We start from the raw sequence: 16167 nt of genomic DNA on the forward strand, positions 1-16167 counted from the left end.
TTGTGACCGTCACTCCACCCCGTGGTGACGCAGAGTCGCCGAGCCCCGGTGAATTGGTCCATACCAGCACGCTCCGCACACGGACCGGTGAGCGCTGGCGTCCGGGTGGTGGACGAGCGACCCGGCTCAAGATCCGTCTACTCTCTCACTCTATGGGGCCTACCGCGGCGACCGAGACCTTCGTGGGACGGCACGCGGACGTTGCCCTGCTCGGCCGGCTCTCCCGCGAGGTGGTGGCCGGCCGCGGCCAGTCCGTGCTGGTCGAGGGCGACCCCGGCATCGGCAAGTCGGCGCTGCTGGCCGCCGGCCTGCGCACCGCCCGGGACCTGGGCTGCGAGGTGTTCTGGGCGGCCGCCGACGAGCTCGGCCAGCCCTTCCCGCTGCGGGCCGTGCTGGACTGCCTGGACGTGGTCGGCCGGGCCGAGGACCCGTGGCGGGCCGACATCCTGCGGCTGCTGCGCCAGGAGCACTCCCCCGGCGTCACCGGCACCGGCGACGCCGTGCTCGGGGCGGCCGAGCAGCTGCTGGCGCTGGTCGACCGGGCCTGCGAGGCCAAGCCGGTGCTGATGGTGCTGGACGACCTCCAGTGGGCCGACCAGGCCAGCCTCCTGGTCTGGCACCGGCTCACCCGGGCCACCGAGCAGCTCCCTTTACTGCTCGTCGGCGCCTACCGGCCGGTGCCGCGGCGCACCGAGCTGGACCAGCTGCGGCGCAGCGCCGCCACCCGCGGCGGCGTGCAGCTGTCGCTGCGGCCGCTGGCCGCCGACGAGGTGGCCGAGCTGATCGCCGTGCGCACCGGCGGCCGTGAGGTCGGGCCGGAGCTCACCCGATTGGCCGAACGGGCCGCCGGCAATCCCGGCTATCTCACCGAGCTGGTCGACGCCCTGCTGCGGGAGAACGCCGTCCGGGTCGTCGGCCGGGTCGCCGAGCTGGCCGGGCGGGCCGTCGGCTGGAGCGCGCCGGCCTCGCTGGCCGCCGCCGTCGCCGACCGGCTGGGTTTCCTGTCCGACGAGACCACCTCGGCGCTGCGGGTGGCGTCGCTGCTCGGCGCCGAGTTCGCCGTGCACGATCTGGCCGTGGTCGCCCGCATGCCGGCTGCCGAGCTGGCCCTGCTGCTGGCCGAGGCCGTCGGCGCCGGCGTGATCACCGAGGCCGGCAACCACCTGGCGTTCCGGTATCCGCTGATCCGGCAGGCCCTCTACGACGGCACCCCGATCGCCGTGCGCACCGCGCTGCACCGGGAGGCGGCCAAGGCCCTGGCTGAAGCCGGCGCGCCGACCTCGCAGGTCGCCCAGCAGCTGCTGCCGGCCGCCGGCAGCGAGGACGAGTGGTTCCTGGACTGGCTGGCCGGGGCGGCCCCCATCCTCACGCACCGTGCGCCGCAGACCGCGATCGAATTGCTGCGGCGGGCCATCGACCAGGTCGGCTCGGACGATCCGCGCCGGGACGTGTTCGCCAGCTGGCTGGCCACCTCGCTGGCCGGCATGGGCCGCAACGCCGACGCCGCGCAGCAGGCCCAGCAGGTGCTGAGCCGGACCACCGATCCCGACCGGGTCGCCGAGATGAGCTGGGTGCTGGCCTACACGTCGCTGCGCACCGGGCGTTCGGCCGAGGCCCTGGAGGCGTTGGCCCAGGGGCTGGCCACCTCGCTGGCCCCGGGCTGGCGGGCCCGGCTGCTGTCGCTCACCGCGCTCGTGCAGGCCGTGGACCTCGACACCACCACCGCGCTGAGCACCGCCGCCGAGGCCATCGAGGCCGGGCAGGCCGCGCCCGACCGCTTCGCCGTCGGCATGGCCCTGCACGTGATGTCGCTGGACCGCAGCTTCGTCGGCGACGAGCGCGGCAACCGGGAGCTGATCGACCAGGCCCTGACCGTGCTCGGCGACGACCGTGAACACCTGGACCTGCGCCTGCTCCTGTTGTGCAACCGCATCGTCGCCGACCTCAACCTGGACGAGACCGCCGGCATCGACGAGCGGATCACCAGCGTCCGCGCGCTGGCCGAGCAGGCCGGGGCCGCGCGGTTCACGCAGGTGCACGTGATGATGGCCGCGTACTACAGCCAGCTCGGGCGCTGGGACGACGCGCTCAGCGAGCTGGAGTCCATCCCCGAGCTGACCGAGGGCCGGTACTCCTTCCTCAACCTGCACGGCATGCTCGCCCTGATCGCCGGGCACCGCGACGACCGCACCACCGCCGCCGTGCACCTCAAGGCCGTGCAGACCGAGCCCCTGGCCATCGCCGACGACCGCCGCAACGCCGGCTACGTGCTGCTGGCGCGGGCCCTGGCCTGTGAACGGGACGGGCTCTCCGTGCAAGCCGTCGCCGAGCTCTCGCCCGTGCTGCTCAGTCCGCAGACCGGTCTGGAGATGAACGTCCGCTATCTGTGTCTGCCCGAGCTCACCCGCCTGGCCCTGGCCGCCGGCGATCGGGAGACCGCCCTGTCCGCCGCCCAGCAGTGCCTGGCCGAGGCCGACGAGGCCCCCATGCCCGTCAAGGAGGCCGCCGCCGCCCGCTGCCAGGGCCTGCTGGAACGGGATCCCCAGCGCCTGGTCACCGCCGCCGAGCACTTCCGCTCCGCCGGCCGCCGCCTGGAGCTCGCCAACGCCCTGGAAGACGCCTCCGTCCTCTTCGGCGAAGCCAACGACCTCGTCCGCGCCCGGGCCGCCCTGTCCGAGGCCATCGAGGTCTACACCGAACTCCGCGCCGACTGGGACATCCGCCGCGCCGACGCCCGCACCCGCCCCTACGGCGTCCGCCGCGGCCAGCGGGGCCGTCGCGCCCGACCCACCACCGGCTGGGAAAGCCTCACCCCCACTGAGCTCCGCGTCGCCCACCTCGTCGCCCAGGGCCGCTCCAACCCCGACATCGCCGCCGCCCTGTTCCTGTCCCGCCGCACCGTGCAGACCCACGTCTCGCACATCCTCGTCAAGCTCGCCGCCCACTCCCGCAGCGAGATCGCCCGCGAAGCGGCCCACCATCCCGTGTCCACAGTGGACTGATCTCACCCCCGCGAGTCGCGCTCTGGGACAGGGCGAATGCAGGTTTGGGGCGGAAAGGACCGCCGGCTAGGCGTTCTGCTCCAGCCAAGGGACGACTGCCTGGACGAAGCCGGCGGGGCTGGTCATCTCACGGCCGTTCATGGTGGCGACGAGGTGGCCGACGCCGAGCAGGCAGTCCCAGGTGCGGGCGCGGTGATAGGTAGCCGGCGACACGGCCTGGCGGACGGTGGGCCAGCCGTGCCAGGCCATCAGGGCGGCGTCGATGGCGGCGTCGCCGGGCATGGCCATGTCCCAGTCGAGGATGCCGAGCAGCTTGCCGTCGGACGAGTAGTGCACGTTGGAGCCGCCGAGGTCGCCGTGCACAAGGGCATCGGGGACGGGAGGCAGGGCGAGGGCAGCGTCGAGGCGGCGGCGGACTTCGGGTTGCCAGCGGGGCGGCAGAAGGGGCAGCACGGAGGACTCGATCACGGTGTGCCAGGCGGGCCCCTCGGAGCGGCCGTCCAGGGCGGCCAGCAGCGGCGGGGTCAACGGCACGGAGCGGACGGCGTCGAGGACCTCGGCGATCTGGGTCGGAGAGCCCTGCCCCTCGGGCAGAGCGACGCCGTCGACCCACGAGACGGCGACGGCGGCGCGGCCCTCGAAGAGGGTGACGGGGGTCAGCGGCTCGGGGACCTGGAACGGCAGGCCGGAAGAGGCCAAGTGCCGCAGGACTTCGACGCGACGAGGCATGAGTGAGGCAGCCAGGGGACGCTTGCTGACGCGGACGGCGGCGATGCCGGGAATCAGCAGCACGTCATGGACATTGCCGTCGGCGGCCACGAAGGCGGAGTCGAGACGGACACCGGGCAGCAGCGCAGAGGCGATCTCGCGCAGTTCCATCGACTACCGCCGGATCAGCCGGGCGATCTCGGTGCGCAGCCCCACGAACGTCTCACTCCCCCGGGTGCTGATCTGGTCACGAGGCGAAGGCAGGTCGACCTTCAGCGTCTCCACGACAGTAGCGGGCGACGGCGACAGGACGAGCACCCGGTCGGCCAGGTAGACGCTCTCGTCGATGTCGTGGGTCACCAACAGCACCGTCATGCCGACGGAGGCGCGGACCTGGAGCACGAGGTCCTCGAGGTCGGCGCGGGTCTGGGCGTCGACGGAGGCGAACGGCTCATCCATGATCATCAACGCCGGGCGGTAGGCCAGGGCGCGGGCGATGGAGACCCGCTGCTGCATGCCGCCGGACAGCTCGAAGGGACGCTTGCCGGCGGCCGAGGAGAGCCCGACCCACTCCAGGGCCTCGGACACCCGGGCCCGGCGTTCCACAGTGGACAGACCACGGTCCCGAAGGGGGAACTCGACGTTCGCGGCGACGGTCTTCCACGGCATCAGGGAACGGCTGTAGTCCTGGAAAACGACGGCGAGATCGGACGGCACGCCGGAAACCCGGTCCCCGTGCAGGAAGATCTCGCCCCGCGTCGCCGGCAGCAGGCCGGAGACGGCCCGCAGCAGCGTGGACTTGCCGCAGCCGGAAGGCCCGACGATGCAGACCAGCTCCCCCGGCTCGACGGAGAAGGACACGTCCCGCAAGGCGTGGTGGGATCCGTAGGCGTGGCCCAGCCCGGCCACTTCGAGCATGCTCACGGCCGGCTCCAGGCCAGCGCCCTGTGCTCCACGGCGAGCAACCCCCTGTTGAGTAGGTATCCGAGCAGGCTGATCAACGCGATCCACGACCACATGCCGGGCAGGTCGGACGCGCCCTGGGCGGTGCCCAGCTGGTAGCCGATGCCGCTGGTGGACCCGACCACCTCGGCGATCACCATCAGGATCAGCGCGATGGACAGGCTCACCCGCAGCCCGGCGAAGATCTTCGGCCCGGCCGCCGGCAGCACCACACCGAGGATCCAACGCCTGCGGGAGAAGCGGAACACCCGCGCGGTGTCGGCCATCACCGGGTCGACCGAGCGAGCGCCGTCCACCGAGTTGAGCAGCACCGGCCACACCGACCCGAACACGATGGTGGCCACCTCCATCTCGGTGCTGATGCCGAAGATCAGCATGAACACCGGCACCAGCAGCGGCGGCGGCAGCGTGCGCAGGAAGGTGAAGACGTACTCGAAGTAGTCGGCGGCGGCGCGCGAACGGCCCAGCGCCACACCCACCACAACGCCCAGCGCGGACGCCGCCGCCCAGCCGCCCAGCACCCGCAGCAGGCTGGGCAGCACATCGCCGGTGAAATGCTCGGACGGCCATAGCCGAACGGCCGCCTCGGCGATTCGCAAGGGTGGCGGAAAGTAGGGATTGGCGGTGACCAGTGTTACCAATTGCCAGACGACAACGGCGCCGAGAAGGACGAGCCAGGTCTTCACGCCGCCACCTCTCCAGTGCCCCATGACACCCATCGCCGTTGCGCGGCGAGAAATCCGGCGTTCACCAGACAACCGAACAAACCGGCGAACACGGTGGCGGCCAGCACCACGTCCATTCGACCGCCGCTGGTGCCCTGGAGGAACGCGTACTGGCCCAGCCCGATGCTGCCGCCGGCCAGGAACTCGGTGCCGACGACGGCGATCAGCGTGATGGACGCGGAGATCCGCACCCCGGTCAGCACGAACGGCCCGATGCTGGGCAGGGTCACGCCGGTCAGCAGCCGCCACCGCCGGACCCGGAAGCACCGGGCGGTCTCCACCAGCCGCGGGTCGACCTCGCCCAGCGCGTAGCCGGTGTTGAGCAGGATCGGCCAGGTGGCGGCGAACGTGGCCAGCACGATCTTGGTCTGGGCCTGGGTGCCGAACAGGGCGATGGCCAGCGGGATCAGCGCGACCGCGGGCAGCGGCCGCAGGAACTCCACCACCGGCATGCTGATCAGACGCAGCGCCGGCACCGAGCCGAACAGCATGCCCAGCCCCACCCCGATGACGGTCGCGCACACCAGGGCGATCAGCCACGACAGCACCGTGGAGACGACGTCGGCGACGAAGCGCTGGTCGGTGAACAGAAGCGCGAACCGCACCAGCACCTGCGAAGGCGGCGGCAGCACGCGCGCGTCGACCAGGCCCAGCCGGCTGGCGGCCTCCCACAGCAGCAGGAAGCCGACCAGGCCGGTGAGCTTGCGGACGAACGGGGGCGCCACGGGTCAGCTGTTGGGCGTGGGCACGACGAGTGCGCTCACGTCCATCGACTGCTGGAGGTAACCGTAGGTCTTCATCAGTGTGACCACGCGCTGTAACCGAGTGGCGTCCACGGACGTGGGATAGACGCCGAGCTTGAGCAGCGCCGATGTCTGCTTGTCCACGCCGGTCAGGTCGGGCAGCACCGAGCTGATGGCGCTGCGGTCGGCCGCCGCCTTCTGGGCCTTGACCATGGCCCGCTGGAACGCCGCCACGCTGTCGGGGTGGGCGGTGATCCACTTGTTGGTGGCCACGTAGCCGGACAGCGGGATGTTGTCGGTGGCGCCGGTCACGATCTTGAACGTGGGCTGCACGCCGAACTGCTGCTCACCCTGCGTGATGTACGGCTCGAGATCGCCGCCGGCGTCGATCTGGCCGTTGGCCAGCGCGGCCGGGATCTGCGGGAACTTGACCTCCAGGTAGGTCACCGAGTTCGGGTCCACGCCGCTGTCCTGGAGCACGGCCTTGATCAGCAGCTCCACGATGTTTCCCTTGGCGTGCACCGAGACCTTCTTGCCGGCCAGGTCCTTGGGGGCGCGGATGCCGGAGTCGGGCTTGGCCAGCAGCACCAGGGAGTCGGGAGTGCCCTGGTAGGCGTCGGAGACGACCTTGCCGTCCAGCGTCTTGGCCGCCTCGGCCTGGAAGAACGAGACGTAGTTCATCAGCGTGACATCGATCTCGCCGGACTGCAGCGCCGGCATGGTCTGGGTCACCGAGGGATAGACCTTGACGGTGGCGTCCAGGCCCTCCTCGGCGAAGTAGCCCTTGGCCTGGGCCAGCTTGACCGGCGCGTCGTCGACGGTGGCGATGATGCCGACGTTGATCTTGGTGTGGCCCGCCGACGGCGCGGACGTGTCGGACGTTGCCCCGTTGAGCAGGCTGCACCCGGAAGCGGCGAGAACGGTCACGGCGAGCACGGCGGCCCAGCGAGTGGCGCGGGTAGCCATCGAGGACTCTCCTTTAATCAACGGTTTTGAGTGGAGCTCGGGGTGCGGTTGTGAAGGGAATGACCCATTCCCGGGCACATCTGGCCCGCGACGGCGACCACCGTAGCCGGTCGAACACCCTGCGTGATTCAATCATGCACACAGATGACACACGGACAGGTGATGTATTGCGGTAGGTGCCAATTTTCCTTCCCCCCGCACCGCTACCGGACGTCACCGCCCCTTCACGGTGCAGGATCATCCCGACCGGCCGCCACCGCCGTCCAGACCCCCCGAACGCTTGATCAGATTGGCCCGAAGGCACCACTATGCGCGTGACCGTCCTCTCCAGTACTCCGATCGGCGGTACGGAATGAGCCTGAAGCACTCCAAGATCCACCTTCGGCGATGGAGTGGACGAACCGTGGGGGAGTGCTGACCGTGCGTGGTCCGGCCGAGGAGGCTGTGTCCGAGCGGCGCGGGCGGACCGGTTCGAGCCCGGGCGCCGGGTGGCGGCTGCGCAACTGGAAACTGGGCCGCAAGCTGGTGGTCATCCTGCTGGTGCCGGCGCTGAGCACGCTCACGCTGGCCGGCCTGCGCCTCTACAGCCAGCTCGACGACGCCCGCCAGTACGGCGACGAGCGCCAGCAGCTGGCGGTGGCCGGCCAGGCGGCCACGGTGGTCGACCTGCTGCAGGCCGAGCGGGACGGCGTCGTGGCCTACGTCGCCGCCGGCCGGGTCGACCAGGCCCCGAAGTTCGGGCCGGTGGACACCGCCATCGACGCCCTGCGCAATGACGACGACCAGGTCGGCGTGACCGGCCCGGTGCGCGAGGCCGTGGACAAGGCCCTTGAGGAGCTGGACGGGCTGTCCGCACTGCGCAACAGCTCGCTGACCACCCGGCTGCCGGACGTGGCCGCGATGACCTCGTACACCGAGATCATCGACTCGCTGCTGCAGATCGTCCGGGTCACGGCCACCAACGTGAGCCACCCTCGACTGTCCACTTTGGACGCCTCGGTGCAGGCCCTGACCGACGCCAAGGAGCAGCTGCGGCTGCAAAGCACCATCGTGGTCTCCGCCGCGCTGCACAAGGAGTTCGCGCCCGACCTGGTCGACCAGCTGCGGGCCACGCAGGCCCGCTACGGCGCCGACATCGAGGACTTCACCAACGCCGCGAGCGCCGACAACCGCCAGCTGTTGCAGGACACCGTCAGCGGACCGGACGTCGACGAGCGCAACCGCGTGGTGCAGCTGGCCCTGGTCCAGGCCGGCGAGGGCAACGGCGCGGTCGCCGTGCGGGCCGCCGACGTGCAGTCGCTGTCCACCACCACCGCCTCCCTGTTCACCAAGGTGATCGGGCAGATCCAGCAGCAGGCCAACGACGCCGTCACCAGCCTGATCGGCGCGGCCCGCGTGGACGCGTTCCGGGACGGCGCGCTGGTGGTCGTGGCGCTGCTGATCGCCTTGGCGGTGACCGTGATCGTCGCCCGCTCGATGGTGATCCCGCTGCGGGTGCTGCGCCGCAGCGCGCTGGAAGTGGCCCGCACCAAGCTGCCCGCGGCGATCGAGCGCATCCTGCGCGACCGCGAGGCCGAGGGCGAGGCCGTCGAGCCGGTGCCGGTGCACACCACCGAGGAGGTCGGCCAGGTCGCCCGCGCCTTCGACGCCGTGCAGCGGGAGGCCGTGCGTCTGGCCGCCGAGCAGGCGGCCCTGCGCGGCAACGTGAACGCGATGTTCGTCAACCTGTCGCGGCGCAGCCAGGCCCTGGTGGAGCGGCAGATCGGCGTGATCGACCGGCTGGAGCAGGAGGAGCAGGACCCCGACCAGCTGGCCAGCCTGTTCGAGCTGGACCACCTGGCCACCCAGATGCGCCGCAACAGCGAGAACCTGTTGGTGCTGGCCGGAACCACGCTGACCCGGCGGGTGAACCGGCCGGTGCTGGTCTCCGACGTGCTCGGCGGGGCCGTGTCCGAGGTGGAGAAGTACGCCAGGGTGCAGGTGGCCCCGGCGCCGGACCTGACCATCCAGGGCCGGGCCGTCAACGACATCACCCACCTGATCGCCGAGCTGCTGGACAACGCCACCGCCTTCTCGCCGCCCTCCAGCAAGGTCACGGTGCGGTCGGCCAAGATGCGCCGCGGCGAGCTGGCCATCGAGATCCACGACCGCGGCGTCGGCATGCCCGAGGCCGAGCTGGCGGCGGCCAACGAGCGGCTGGCCGAGCCGGGCGAGGTCGACGTCACGGCGGCCCGGCAGATGGGCCTGTTCGTGGTGGCGCAGCTGGCCAAGCGGCACGACATCAAGGTGCGGCTGCGGGACAACGCCGACATCGAGGGCGGCGTGACCGCGCACGTGATCGTGCCGGCGGCGCTGGTGGACGTGGCCGAGGCCCTGCCGCTGCCGCCGGCCGCCCCGCCGACCGTGGCCGCCGCCGCCACCCAGCGCACTCCCCTGCCCGAGCCGGACCTGCCGCAGGACATCGTCGGCCTGCCCAAGTGGGCCCCGGGCCAGCTGCCGCCGATCGTCACACACCGGCCGACCGAGCCCGAGGTCACCGAGTCGGTCGACCTGTTCGCGCCGCGCCGCAAGTCGACGCCGGCCGAACCGGAGGTGACGCCGGCGACCAGCGTGGAGCCGTGGCCGACGCCGCAGCGGCGGTTCGACTACGACGACCCGCCGACCGAGCGGCTGCCGATATACCAGGAAGTCCTGTCGCAGTGGTTCTCCACGGCCACCGACGGGACCCCGGTCAAGGACTCCCCCGCCGAGCCCGCCGAACCCGAGGAGACGGCCGGGCCCAAGGAGACCGCCGAGCCCGAGCAGATCGCGGAGGGCGAGGCCGAGAGCGCCGTCCCGGCCCCGCGCGAAGAGGACGCCGAGCCGGCCACCCAGACCCTGACCGCGCCCGAGCCCCCGCCGCCGGTCAACGGCAACGGCAATGCCGACGCCAACGGCCACGGCTGGCGTTCGGCCGGCGACGAGGGCTGGGCCGCCGCCAACACGCTGCTGGCCCGCGAGCCCGAGACCGTCACCGAGGCCGGCCTGCCCAAGCGGGTGCCGAAGTCGCAGCTGGTGCCGGGCTCGGCCGCGCCCCGGCCGCAGGCCGAGCCGGCCCGCGGCACGCCGGCCGTCCCCCGCCGCTCGCCCGACGCGCTGCGCAACCGGATGTCCACCTACCAGCACGGTGTCAGCCTCGGCCGACACTCCGCCCCGACGGCCGCCCCCGACGAGGCCATCGACGCCGGCTATCAGGAGCCGGCCCCCGAGCACGGCAAGGAGCAGTCTTGAGCACCGCCCAGGACCAACAACAGGTCACCGATTTCAGCTGGCTCATCGACGACTTCGTCGACCGGGTGGCCGGCGTCGCGCACGCCGTGGTGGTCTCCGCGGACGGCCTCGTGCTCTGCTCGACGGAGGGTCTGCCGCGCGACCGAGCGGAGCAGCTGGCCGCCGTCTCCTCTGGTCTGATCAGCCTCACGGCCGGGGCCGCGCGGTGCTTCGAGGCCGGAAGTGTGAACCAAACGGTCGTCGAAATGGAGCGCGGGTATCTTTTCCTGATGTCCATCAGCGACGGGTCGTGCCTCGCGGTGCTCGCGGCGCCCGGCTGCGAGATCGGACTGGTCGGGTACGCCATGGCCAGGCTGGTGGAACGGGTCGGCCAGCAGCTCACCCCCGAGCTGCGGGAGCAGTTGCAGTTGGCCGCGGCGCGCAGGTGAGCGACGCGGCGGTTCTAGAGGGCTGGAGCCGAGTGGAATCTGGACAGGGCCGGGGCGCGCAGGTCGCCCGGCAGGCGACGACGTCGGCGAAGATCGTGGTGGCCGGTGGCTTCGGGGTCGGCAAGACGACTTTTGTCGGGTCGGTGTCCGAGATCGTGCCGTTGACGACCGAGGCGGTGATGACCGAGGCCAGTCTGGGCGTGGACGATCTGTCGGCCACGCCGAACAAGGTCACCACCACGGTGGCGATGGACTTCGGTCGGGTGTCGCTGGACAGCGATCTGATCCTCTATCTGTTCGGCACGCCCGGCCAGCACCGGTTCTGGTTCATGTGGGACGACCTGGTGCGGGGCGCGATCGGCGCGGTGGTGCTGGTCGACACCAGACGCCTGGCCGACGCGTTCGCCTCGATCGACTTCTTCGACGACCGGCAGCTGCCCTACGTGGTGGCGGTCAACTGCTTCGACGGCATGTTGCACCACCGGATCGACGACGTGCGCGAGGCGCTGACCATCGACGAGTCGGTGCCGATCGTGACGTGTGACGCCCGCAACCGGGAGTCGACCAAGCAGACGCTGATCACGCTGGTCGAGCACTCCATGCGGAAGTGGATGACTGTGCGGGCCTGACATGGGTCACCGCATGCTGGCGGGTTGAGACGGGGTTTCGCGGGGCCCGCATGGCACCATGGTGCCGTGCGGGCCCCGTGGCGTGTCCGGGGTTACCCCGGTTCCGGGAGCACGCCCCGAAACACGTAGTCTGAGAACAGCTTAAGATCTTGCTGTCGACTGATGGGTGGCCGATGGATCCGAGGAGCAGCGGGCTGGACGTGTCGTCCAGCCATCTGGGCGGTGACCTGCCGACCAGAACGGCGGCCGCGGTGAAGGCCGGCAACCTCGCCTCCCGGCTGTCCAAGGCGGCCGGCCGCGCCGGCGGCATCATCGGCGGCCGGGTGACGCTGGCGCTGGACCCCAACGCCCTGGCGCAGCTGTCCCGGGACCGCACGGTCGCGCTGGTCACCGGCACCAACGGCAAGACCACCACGACCATGATGCTGGCCAAGGCGATGAGCGTGATCGCCCCGGTGGCCACCAACCACACCGGCGCCAACATGCCCGACGGCCTGGTGGCGGCGCTGTCCACCGACCAGACCGCGCCGGTGGGCGTGCTGGAGATCGACGAGAACTACCTGCCCAAGATCGCCGACGCGGTGCAGCCGGCGGTGATCGTGCTGCTGAACCTGAGCCGGGACCAGATGGACCGGGTCGGCGAGGTCCGGCACACCGAGCGCAACCTGCGCACCGCCATCGCCCGGCTGGCCACCACCACCGTGGTCGCCAACTGCGACGACGTGCTGGTCACCTCGGCCGCGATCGACTCCCCCACCCGCGTCATCTGGGTCAGCGCCGGCGGCAACTGGCGCGGCGACTCCACCTCCTGCCCGCGCTGCGGCATGCGGGTGCACGGCGGCGCCACCGACTGGTACTGCGACTGCGGCTTCGCCCGGCCCACCCCGAGCTGGTCGGTCGTCGACGGCAAGATGACCAGCCCGGACGGCGAGTCCTTCGAGCTGAACCTGCGGCTGCCGGGCAGCGCCAACGAGGCCGACGCCACCCTGGCCCTGGCCGCCTCCACCCACCTGGGCGTGCCGCTGCGGCCGGCCCTGGAGCGGATCCGCACCATCACCGGCGTCGGCGGCCGCTACACCACGCTGACCCGCAACGAGCGGGTGGTGCGGCTGCTGCTGGCCAAGAACCCGGCCGGCTGGGCCGAGACGCTGCCGCTGCTGGACAAGAGCCCGGACCACCCGGTGATCATCGCCATCAACGGCCGGGAGGCCGACGGCCGGGACAAGTCGTGGCTGTGGGACGTGCCGTTCGAGCGGCTGCGCGGCCGGACCGTGATCGCCACCGGCGAGCGCTCGGCCGACCTGGCCGTGCGGCTGACCTACGCCGACGTGCGCCACACCCACATCCCCGATCCGTACCAGGCGATCGACTCGATGCCGCCCGGCCCGATCGAGCTGGTGGCCAACTACACCGCGTTCCGGGACCTGAAGACGGGGTTGACCAATGGTTCGTGACTCTGTCGTGCGCATCGGCCTGGTCATGCCGGAAGTGCTGGGCACCTACGGCGACTCGGGCAACGCCACCGTGCTGCGCAAGCGGCTGGAGTGGCGCGGCTACCAGGCCGAGGTCGTCGACCTCCCGGTCGGCGAGACCGTGCCCAACTCGCTGGACTTCTACCTGCTGGGCGGCGGCGAGGACCGGGCGCAGACGCTGGCCGTGGCCCACCTGACCGCCAATCCGGGCATGCAGGAGGCGGCCGGGCGCGGCGCGGTCGTGCTGGCCATCTGCGCCGGCCTGCAGATCCTCGGCCACGACTTCACCGGCTCCGACGGCATCACCCACCGCGGCCTGAGCCTGCTGGACCTGCGGACCACGCCCGGCCCCGGCGCGCGGGCCGTCGGCGAGCTGCTGACCACGCCGGACCCGGCGCTGCTCCAGTCGTCCATGACCGGCTTCGAGAACCACCAGGGCCACACCCAGCTCGGGCCGGGGGCGCGGCCGCTGTCCAAGGTCGTCTACGGCACGGGCAACGGCGACGGGGTCGACGGGGCCTACGCCGGGCGTGTGGTCGCCACCTACATGCACGGCCCGGTGCTGGCCCGCAACCCCGAGTTCGCGGACCTGCTGCTGAGCTGGGCGGTCGGCGAACCGCTGGCCCCGCTGGACATCCCGGTGATCGAGAAGCTGCGGGACGAGCGGCGCAAGGCCGTGCAGGCGATGGCCGCCCGGCGCAAGCGGCTGCTCAAGTTCTGATGTCCCTTGACGGGTCCGGGCCGACCATGCCGTCGCTGGGACTGAGTCCGCTCAGCCCGGTGGCCAGCCGGGCCGACCTGGTGGCCGAGGCCATCCGGGCGGCCGTGCTGGCCGGCCGGGTCCGGCCCGGGGACACGCTGGTGGAGCGCCGGCTGGCGGCCGAGCTGGGCGTGTCCAAGACGCCGGTGCGGGAAGCGCTGATCATGCTGGCGGCCAGCGGCCTGGTCGTGCTGACGCCGACCCGCGGCACCTCGGTGCGGCTGCTGGACGCCGACGACCTGCGCAAGATCCAGGAGGTCCGGCTGCTGCTGGAGCCGTGGGCGGTGGCCGCGACGACCCGGCTGGGCGACGAGGACGCGATCACCCGGGCCCGGGCGGCGCTGACTCGGTCGGCGGCCAATCTGGACACCGTGGACCACGGTGAGCTGAGCGTGGCCAACCGGGACTTCCACCGCGCCCTCTATGCCGGGTGCGGCAACGAATTCGTGGTCGGCAGCCTCGACGGCGTGCGGGATCTGGCCGCCTTGGCCGCGGTGAGCCTGTTGTGGCCGCATTGGCCGACCTGGCGTGAGGAACACGTCGAACACGAACGGATCCTCGAGGCGGTCGAGGCCGGCGACGCCGAATCGGCCCAGCGGCTGACCCGTCGGCACATAGAACTGTCGGGGCAGCGGGCCGTGGAAGTCGTGGCCTCGGCGGCCCAGCCCGCTGCTCCGTTCGACTCAAGGCGTTGACCGGCGATTCTTGGCGTTCAATGTCGCTCGATCGAGCGACGGTTTACGGGCAGGGTGACTCATTCACCCTTTACGCGCTGACGGCCTTCAGCCAGGCGGCGACCTCGGCCTGACCGGCGGCCGGCAGCTCGCTGATCGGCGGGCGGACCGTGCGGCGGCACAGGTCGAGCTGGGCCAGGGCCTCCTTGACCACGGTGACGTTGTCCGCGCTGCCGTTGGCGGCGCGCAGGTCCTCGAACGGCTTGAGCTGCCGCCACAGGTCGCGGGCGGCGGCGGGGTCGGTGCGCAGCGCGTCCAGCAGCCGTAGCGACAGCTCCGGGGTGACGTTGGCCAGGCCGGAGGTGAAGCCCTCGGCGCCGACGGGCCAGAAGAACGGCGCCCAGGTCTCGGCCAGGCCGCAGATCCAGACCAGCCGGTCGGCCCCGGCGGCCTCGTCGACCACCGTCACCGCCTGCCCGAAAGCGACCGGGTCGGGCACCGCGTACTTGACGCCGACAAAGTTGGGGGCGACTCGGGCCAGCTCGGCCAGCGCGCCGGCGGGGATGTGCGGGCTGCGCAGGTAGCAGACGACGCCGAGCTCCGGCACGGCCTCGGCGACGGCGCGGTGGTAGTCGACCCAGCCGTCGGCCGACAGGTAGGGGTGGACCGGCTGGTGCACCATCACCGCGCCGGCGCCGGCGGCACGCGCGGAAACCGCCGACTCCACGGCGGTCCGCATGTCGTAGCCGACGCCGGCGACCACCAGTGCCCGGCCCGCGGCCTCCTCGACGGTCAACGCCAGCGCCTGGTCCCGCTCGACGGCGGTGAGCGAGTAGAACTCGCTGGTGTTGCCGTTCGGGGTGACCACGTCGATCCCCGCGTCCAGGGTCCGCCGCAGCACCGACCGGTAGCCGGGGCCGTCGATCTGCCCGGCGCCGTCGAACGGGGTGACCGTGATCATCACCACGGCGCGCAGCGCCGGCTTGACGTCCTCCAGCATGACCGCCCTCTCTCGTTGGTATCTGGTATACCAACATAGACGACCAGCCCGGCGGCGGCAATATGGCTGTCGAATGGCGCATTGCCGTGCTCCCCACGCATGCACCTATCCGTGGTATTCAGTCGGCGAGTCCGCTCCAAAACCGGCGACCGTGCGATACGGTGGAATCGAGCCCGAGTTATTGGCATACGTCAGGTGGAGCAACGATGGCACAGAAGACGATCGTCGAACTCGTCGACGATCTGGACGGCGGTGTTGCCTCCGAGAGCGTCGTATTCGGCCTCGACGGCATCGAGTACAGCATCGATCTGTCCACGGAGAACGCGAAACGGCTGCGAGAAACGCTCTCGGCCTATGTGGACGGCGCACGCAGGGTGGGCGGCCGCAAGCAGCGCGCGATCGGCAAGCCCACCGGCCGCACCGGCGACAAGGCCCAGAACCAGGCCATCCGGGAATGGGCGCGCAGCCAGGGCGAGAAGATCTCCGACCGCGGCCGCATCCCAGCAGAACTGGTGACCCGTTTCCAGGCCGCGCATTGAGTGTGGATTGATGGCAGAGGTGTGCCCTGGCATGGAGCCGCCAGGGCCTCCTCGCGCTTCGAGCTCGTGGGTGAGGTGTGCCAGCGGAAAGCGCTGGCCCGCCCGAGCGCGTGGGCGAGGTGTGCCAGCGGAAAGCGCTGGCCATCTCGCTCGGTGTGTCTTGTGGGGCTCGCGCCCCACACCCCCAGGCAGGGCGGGCTTCGCCCCCCTGCACCCCCCATGGCAGCGTGGCGGTGCGGCTAGCTGGGGGTGATGACTGGCTGTGTTCCCGGGCTGCTCACTTAGTCT

The 16167-nt window shown here is 71.5% G+C and carries 14 protein-coding genes; 8 read left to right on the top strand and 6 right to left on the bottom strand.

Features of this window, described 5'->3' with window-relative positions; genetic code table 11:
* Nucleotides 1-152 precede the first annotated feature (152 nt).
* Nucleotides 153-3002, top strand: a complete 2850-nt coding sequence (locus ACIG5F_RS15575) for an ATP-binding protein (RefSeq protein WP_396518362.1) — start codon at nucleotides 153-155, stop codon at nucleotides 3000-3002.
* A gap of 66 nt (nucleotides 3003-3068) precedes the next feature.
* On the opposite strand, the gene ACIG5F_RS15580 is transcribed toward ACIG5F_RS15575, so the two are convergent.
* The 5 genes from ACIG5F_RS15580 to ACIG5F_RS15600 are packed head-to-tail and all read right to left on the bottom strand — an operon-like array spanning nucleotide 3069 to nucleotide 7107.
* A complete protein-coding gene (locus ACIG5F_RS15580; RefSeq protein ID WP_396518363.1) occupies nucleotides 3069-3881 on the bottom strand; it encodes an aminoglycoside phosphotransferase family protein in 813 nt (270 codons plus the stop codon).
* 3 nt (nucleotides 3882-3884) lie between these two features.
* The gene (locus ACIG5F_RS15585) at nucleotides 3885-4628 is read right to left on the bottom strand and encodes an ABC transporter ATP-binding protein (RefSeq protein WP_396518472.1); all 744 of its coding nucleotides are present in this window, start codon (nucleotides 4626-4628) and stop codon (nucleotides 3885-3887) included.
* Nucleotides 4629-4630: 2 nt separating this feature from the next.
* The gene (locus tag ACIG5F_RS15590) at nucleotides 4631-5392 is read right to left on the bottom strand and encodes an ABC transporter permease (protein ID WP_396518364.1); all 762 of its coding nucleotides are present in this window, start codon (nucleotides 5390-5392) and stop codon (nucleotides 4631-4633) included.
* Entirely contained in the window at nucleotides 5356-6123 is a 768-nt protein-coding gene (locus ACIG5F_RS15595) for an ABC transporter permease (RefSeq protein WP_396518365.1), read from the bottom strand. The genes ACIG5F_RS15590 and ACIG5F_RS15595 overlap by 37 nt, the downstream gene beginning before the upstream one ends.
* A gap of 3 nt (nucleotides 6124-6126) precedes the next feature.
* A complete protein-coding gene (locus tag ACIG5F_RS15600; protein ID WP_396518366.1) occupies nucleotides 6127-7107 on the bottom strand; it encodes an ABC transporter substrate-binding protein in 981 nt (326 codons plus the stop codon).
* Nucleotides 7108-7518: 411 nt separating this feature from the next.
* On the opposite strand from ACIG5F_RS15600, the gene ACIG5F_RS15605 reads away from it, so the two are divergent.
* From ACIG5F_RS15605 to ACIG5F_RS15630, 6 genes are all read left to right on the top strand, one after another.
* On the top strand, nucleotides 7519-10377 hold the full coding sequence (locus ACIG5F_RS15605) for a nitrate- and nitrite sensing domain-containing protein (protein ID WP_396518367.1): 2859 nt from the start codon (nucleotides 7519-7521) through the stop codon (nucleotides 10375-10377).
* Nucleotides 10374-10805, top strand: coding sequence for a roadblock/LC7 domain-containing protein (locus ACIG5F_RS15610; protein ID WP_396518368.1), 432 nt, complete (start codon nucleotides 10374-10376; stop codon nucleotides 10803-10805). Before ACIG5F_RS15605 ends, ACIG5F_RS15610 begins: the two co-directional genes overlap by 4 nt.
* Nucleotides 10806-10837: 32 nt before the next feature.
* Entirely contained in the window at nucleotides 10838-11434 is a 597-nt protein-coding gene (locus tag ACIG5F_RS15615) for a GTP-binding protein (protein ID WP_396518369.1), read from the top strand.
* A 173-nt stretch (nucleotides 11435-11607) separates the two neighbouring features.
* Nucleotides 11608-12888 (top strand): MurT ligase domain-containing protein, encoded by a 1281-nt coding sequence (locus ACIG5F_RS15620; RefSeq protein ID WP_396518370.1) that lies wholly within the window; start codon nucleotides 11608-11610, stop codon nucleotides 12886-12888.
* On the top strand, nucleotides 12878-13627 hold the full coding sequence (locus tag ACIG5F_RS15625; protein WP_396518371.1) for a type 1 glutamine amidotransferase: 750 nt from the start codon (nucleotides 12878-12880) through the stop codon (nucleotides 13625-13627). Before ACIG5F_RS15620 ends, ACIG5F_RS15625 begins: the two co-directional genes overlap by 11 nt.
* A complete protein-coding gene (locus ACIG5F_RS15630; RefSeq protein WP_396518372.1) occupies nucleotides 13627-14361 on the top strand; it encodes a GntR family transcriptional regulator in 735 nt (244 codons plus the stop codon). The genes ACIG5F_RS15625 and ACIG5F_RS15630 overlap by 1 nt, the downstream gene beginning before the upstream one ends.
* 70 nt (nucleotides 14362-14431) lie before the next feature.
* Here ACIG5F_RS15630 and ACIG5F_RS15635 read toward each other — a convergent pair whose 3' ends face one another.
* A complete protein-coding gene (locus ACIG5F_RS15635) occupies nucleotides 14432-15340 on the bottom strand; it encodes a dihydrodipicolinate synthase family protein (RefSeq protein WP_396518373.1) in 909 nt (302 codons plus the stop codon).
* A 206-nt stretch (nucleotides 15341-15546) separates the two neighbouring features.
* Between ACIG5F_RS15635 and ACIG5F_RS15640 the strand changes: the two genes are divergently transcribed.
* The gene (locus tag ACIG5F_RS15640) at nucleotides 15547-15879 is read left to right on the top strand and encodes an Lsr2 family protein (RefSeq protein ID WP_396518374.1); all 333 of its coding nucleotides are present in this window, start codon (nucleotides 15547-15549) and stop codon (nucleotides 15877-15879) included.
* Nucleotides 15880-16167 lie beyond the last annotated feature (288 nt).

The organism is Kutzneria sp. NPDC052558, from assembly GCF_044547355.1.
Classification (GTDB): domain Bacteria; phylum Actinomycetota; class Actinomycetes; order Mycobacteriales; family Pseudonocardiaceae; genus Kutzneria.

Excerpts from the sequence above, each read along its gene's own strand:
- ACIG5F_RS15575 (WP_396518362.1), top strand. The coding sequence starts at position 153 with ATGGGGCCTACCGCGGCGACCGAGACCTTCGTGGGACGGCACGCGGAC.
- ACIG5F_RS15580 (WP_396518363.1), bottom strand. The coding sequence starts at position 3,881 with ATGGAACTGCGCGAGATCGCCTCTGCGCTGCTGCCCGGTGTCCGTCTC.
- ACIG5F_RS15585 (WP_396518472.1), bottom strand. The coding sequence starts at position 4,628 with ATGCTCGAAGTGGCCGGGCTGGGCCACGCCTACGGATCCCACCACGCC.
- ACIG5F_RS15590 (WP_396518364.1), bottom strand. The coding sequence starts at position 5,392 with ATGGGTGTCATGGGGCACTGGAGAGGTGGCGGCGTGAAGACCTGGCTC.
- ACIG5F_RS15600 (WP_396518366.1), bottom strand. The coding sequence starts at position 7,107 with ATGGCTACCCGCGCCACTCGCTGGGCCGCCGTGCTCGCCGTGACCGTT.
- ACIG5F_RS15620 (WP_396518370.1), top strand. The coding sequence starts at position 11,608 with ATGGATCCGAGGAGCAGCGGGCTGGACGTGTCGTCCAGCCATCTGGGC.
- ACIG5F_RS15625 (WP_396518371.1), top strand. The coding sequence starts at position 12,878 with ATGGTTCGTGACTCTGTCGTGCGCATCGGCCTGGTCATGCCGGAAGTG.
- ACIG5F_RS15630 (WP_396518372.1), top strand. The coding sequence starts at position 13,627 with ATGTCCCTTGACGGGTCCGGGCCGACCATGCCGTCGCTGGGACTGAGT.
- ACIG5F_RS15635 (WP_396518373.1), bottom strand. The coding sequence starts at position 15,340 with ATGCTGGAGGACGTCAAGCCGGCGCTGCGCGCCGTGGTGATGATCACG.
- ACIG5F_RS15640 (WP_396518374.1), top strand. The coding sequence starts at position 15,547 with ATGGCACAGAAGACGATCGTCGAACTCGTCGACGATCTGGACGGCGGT.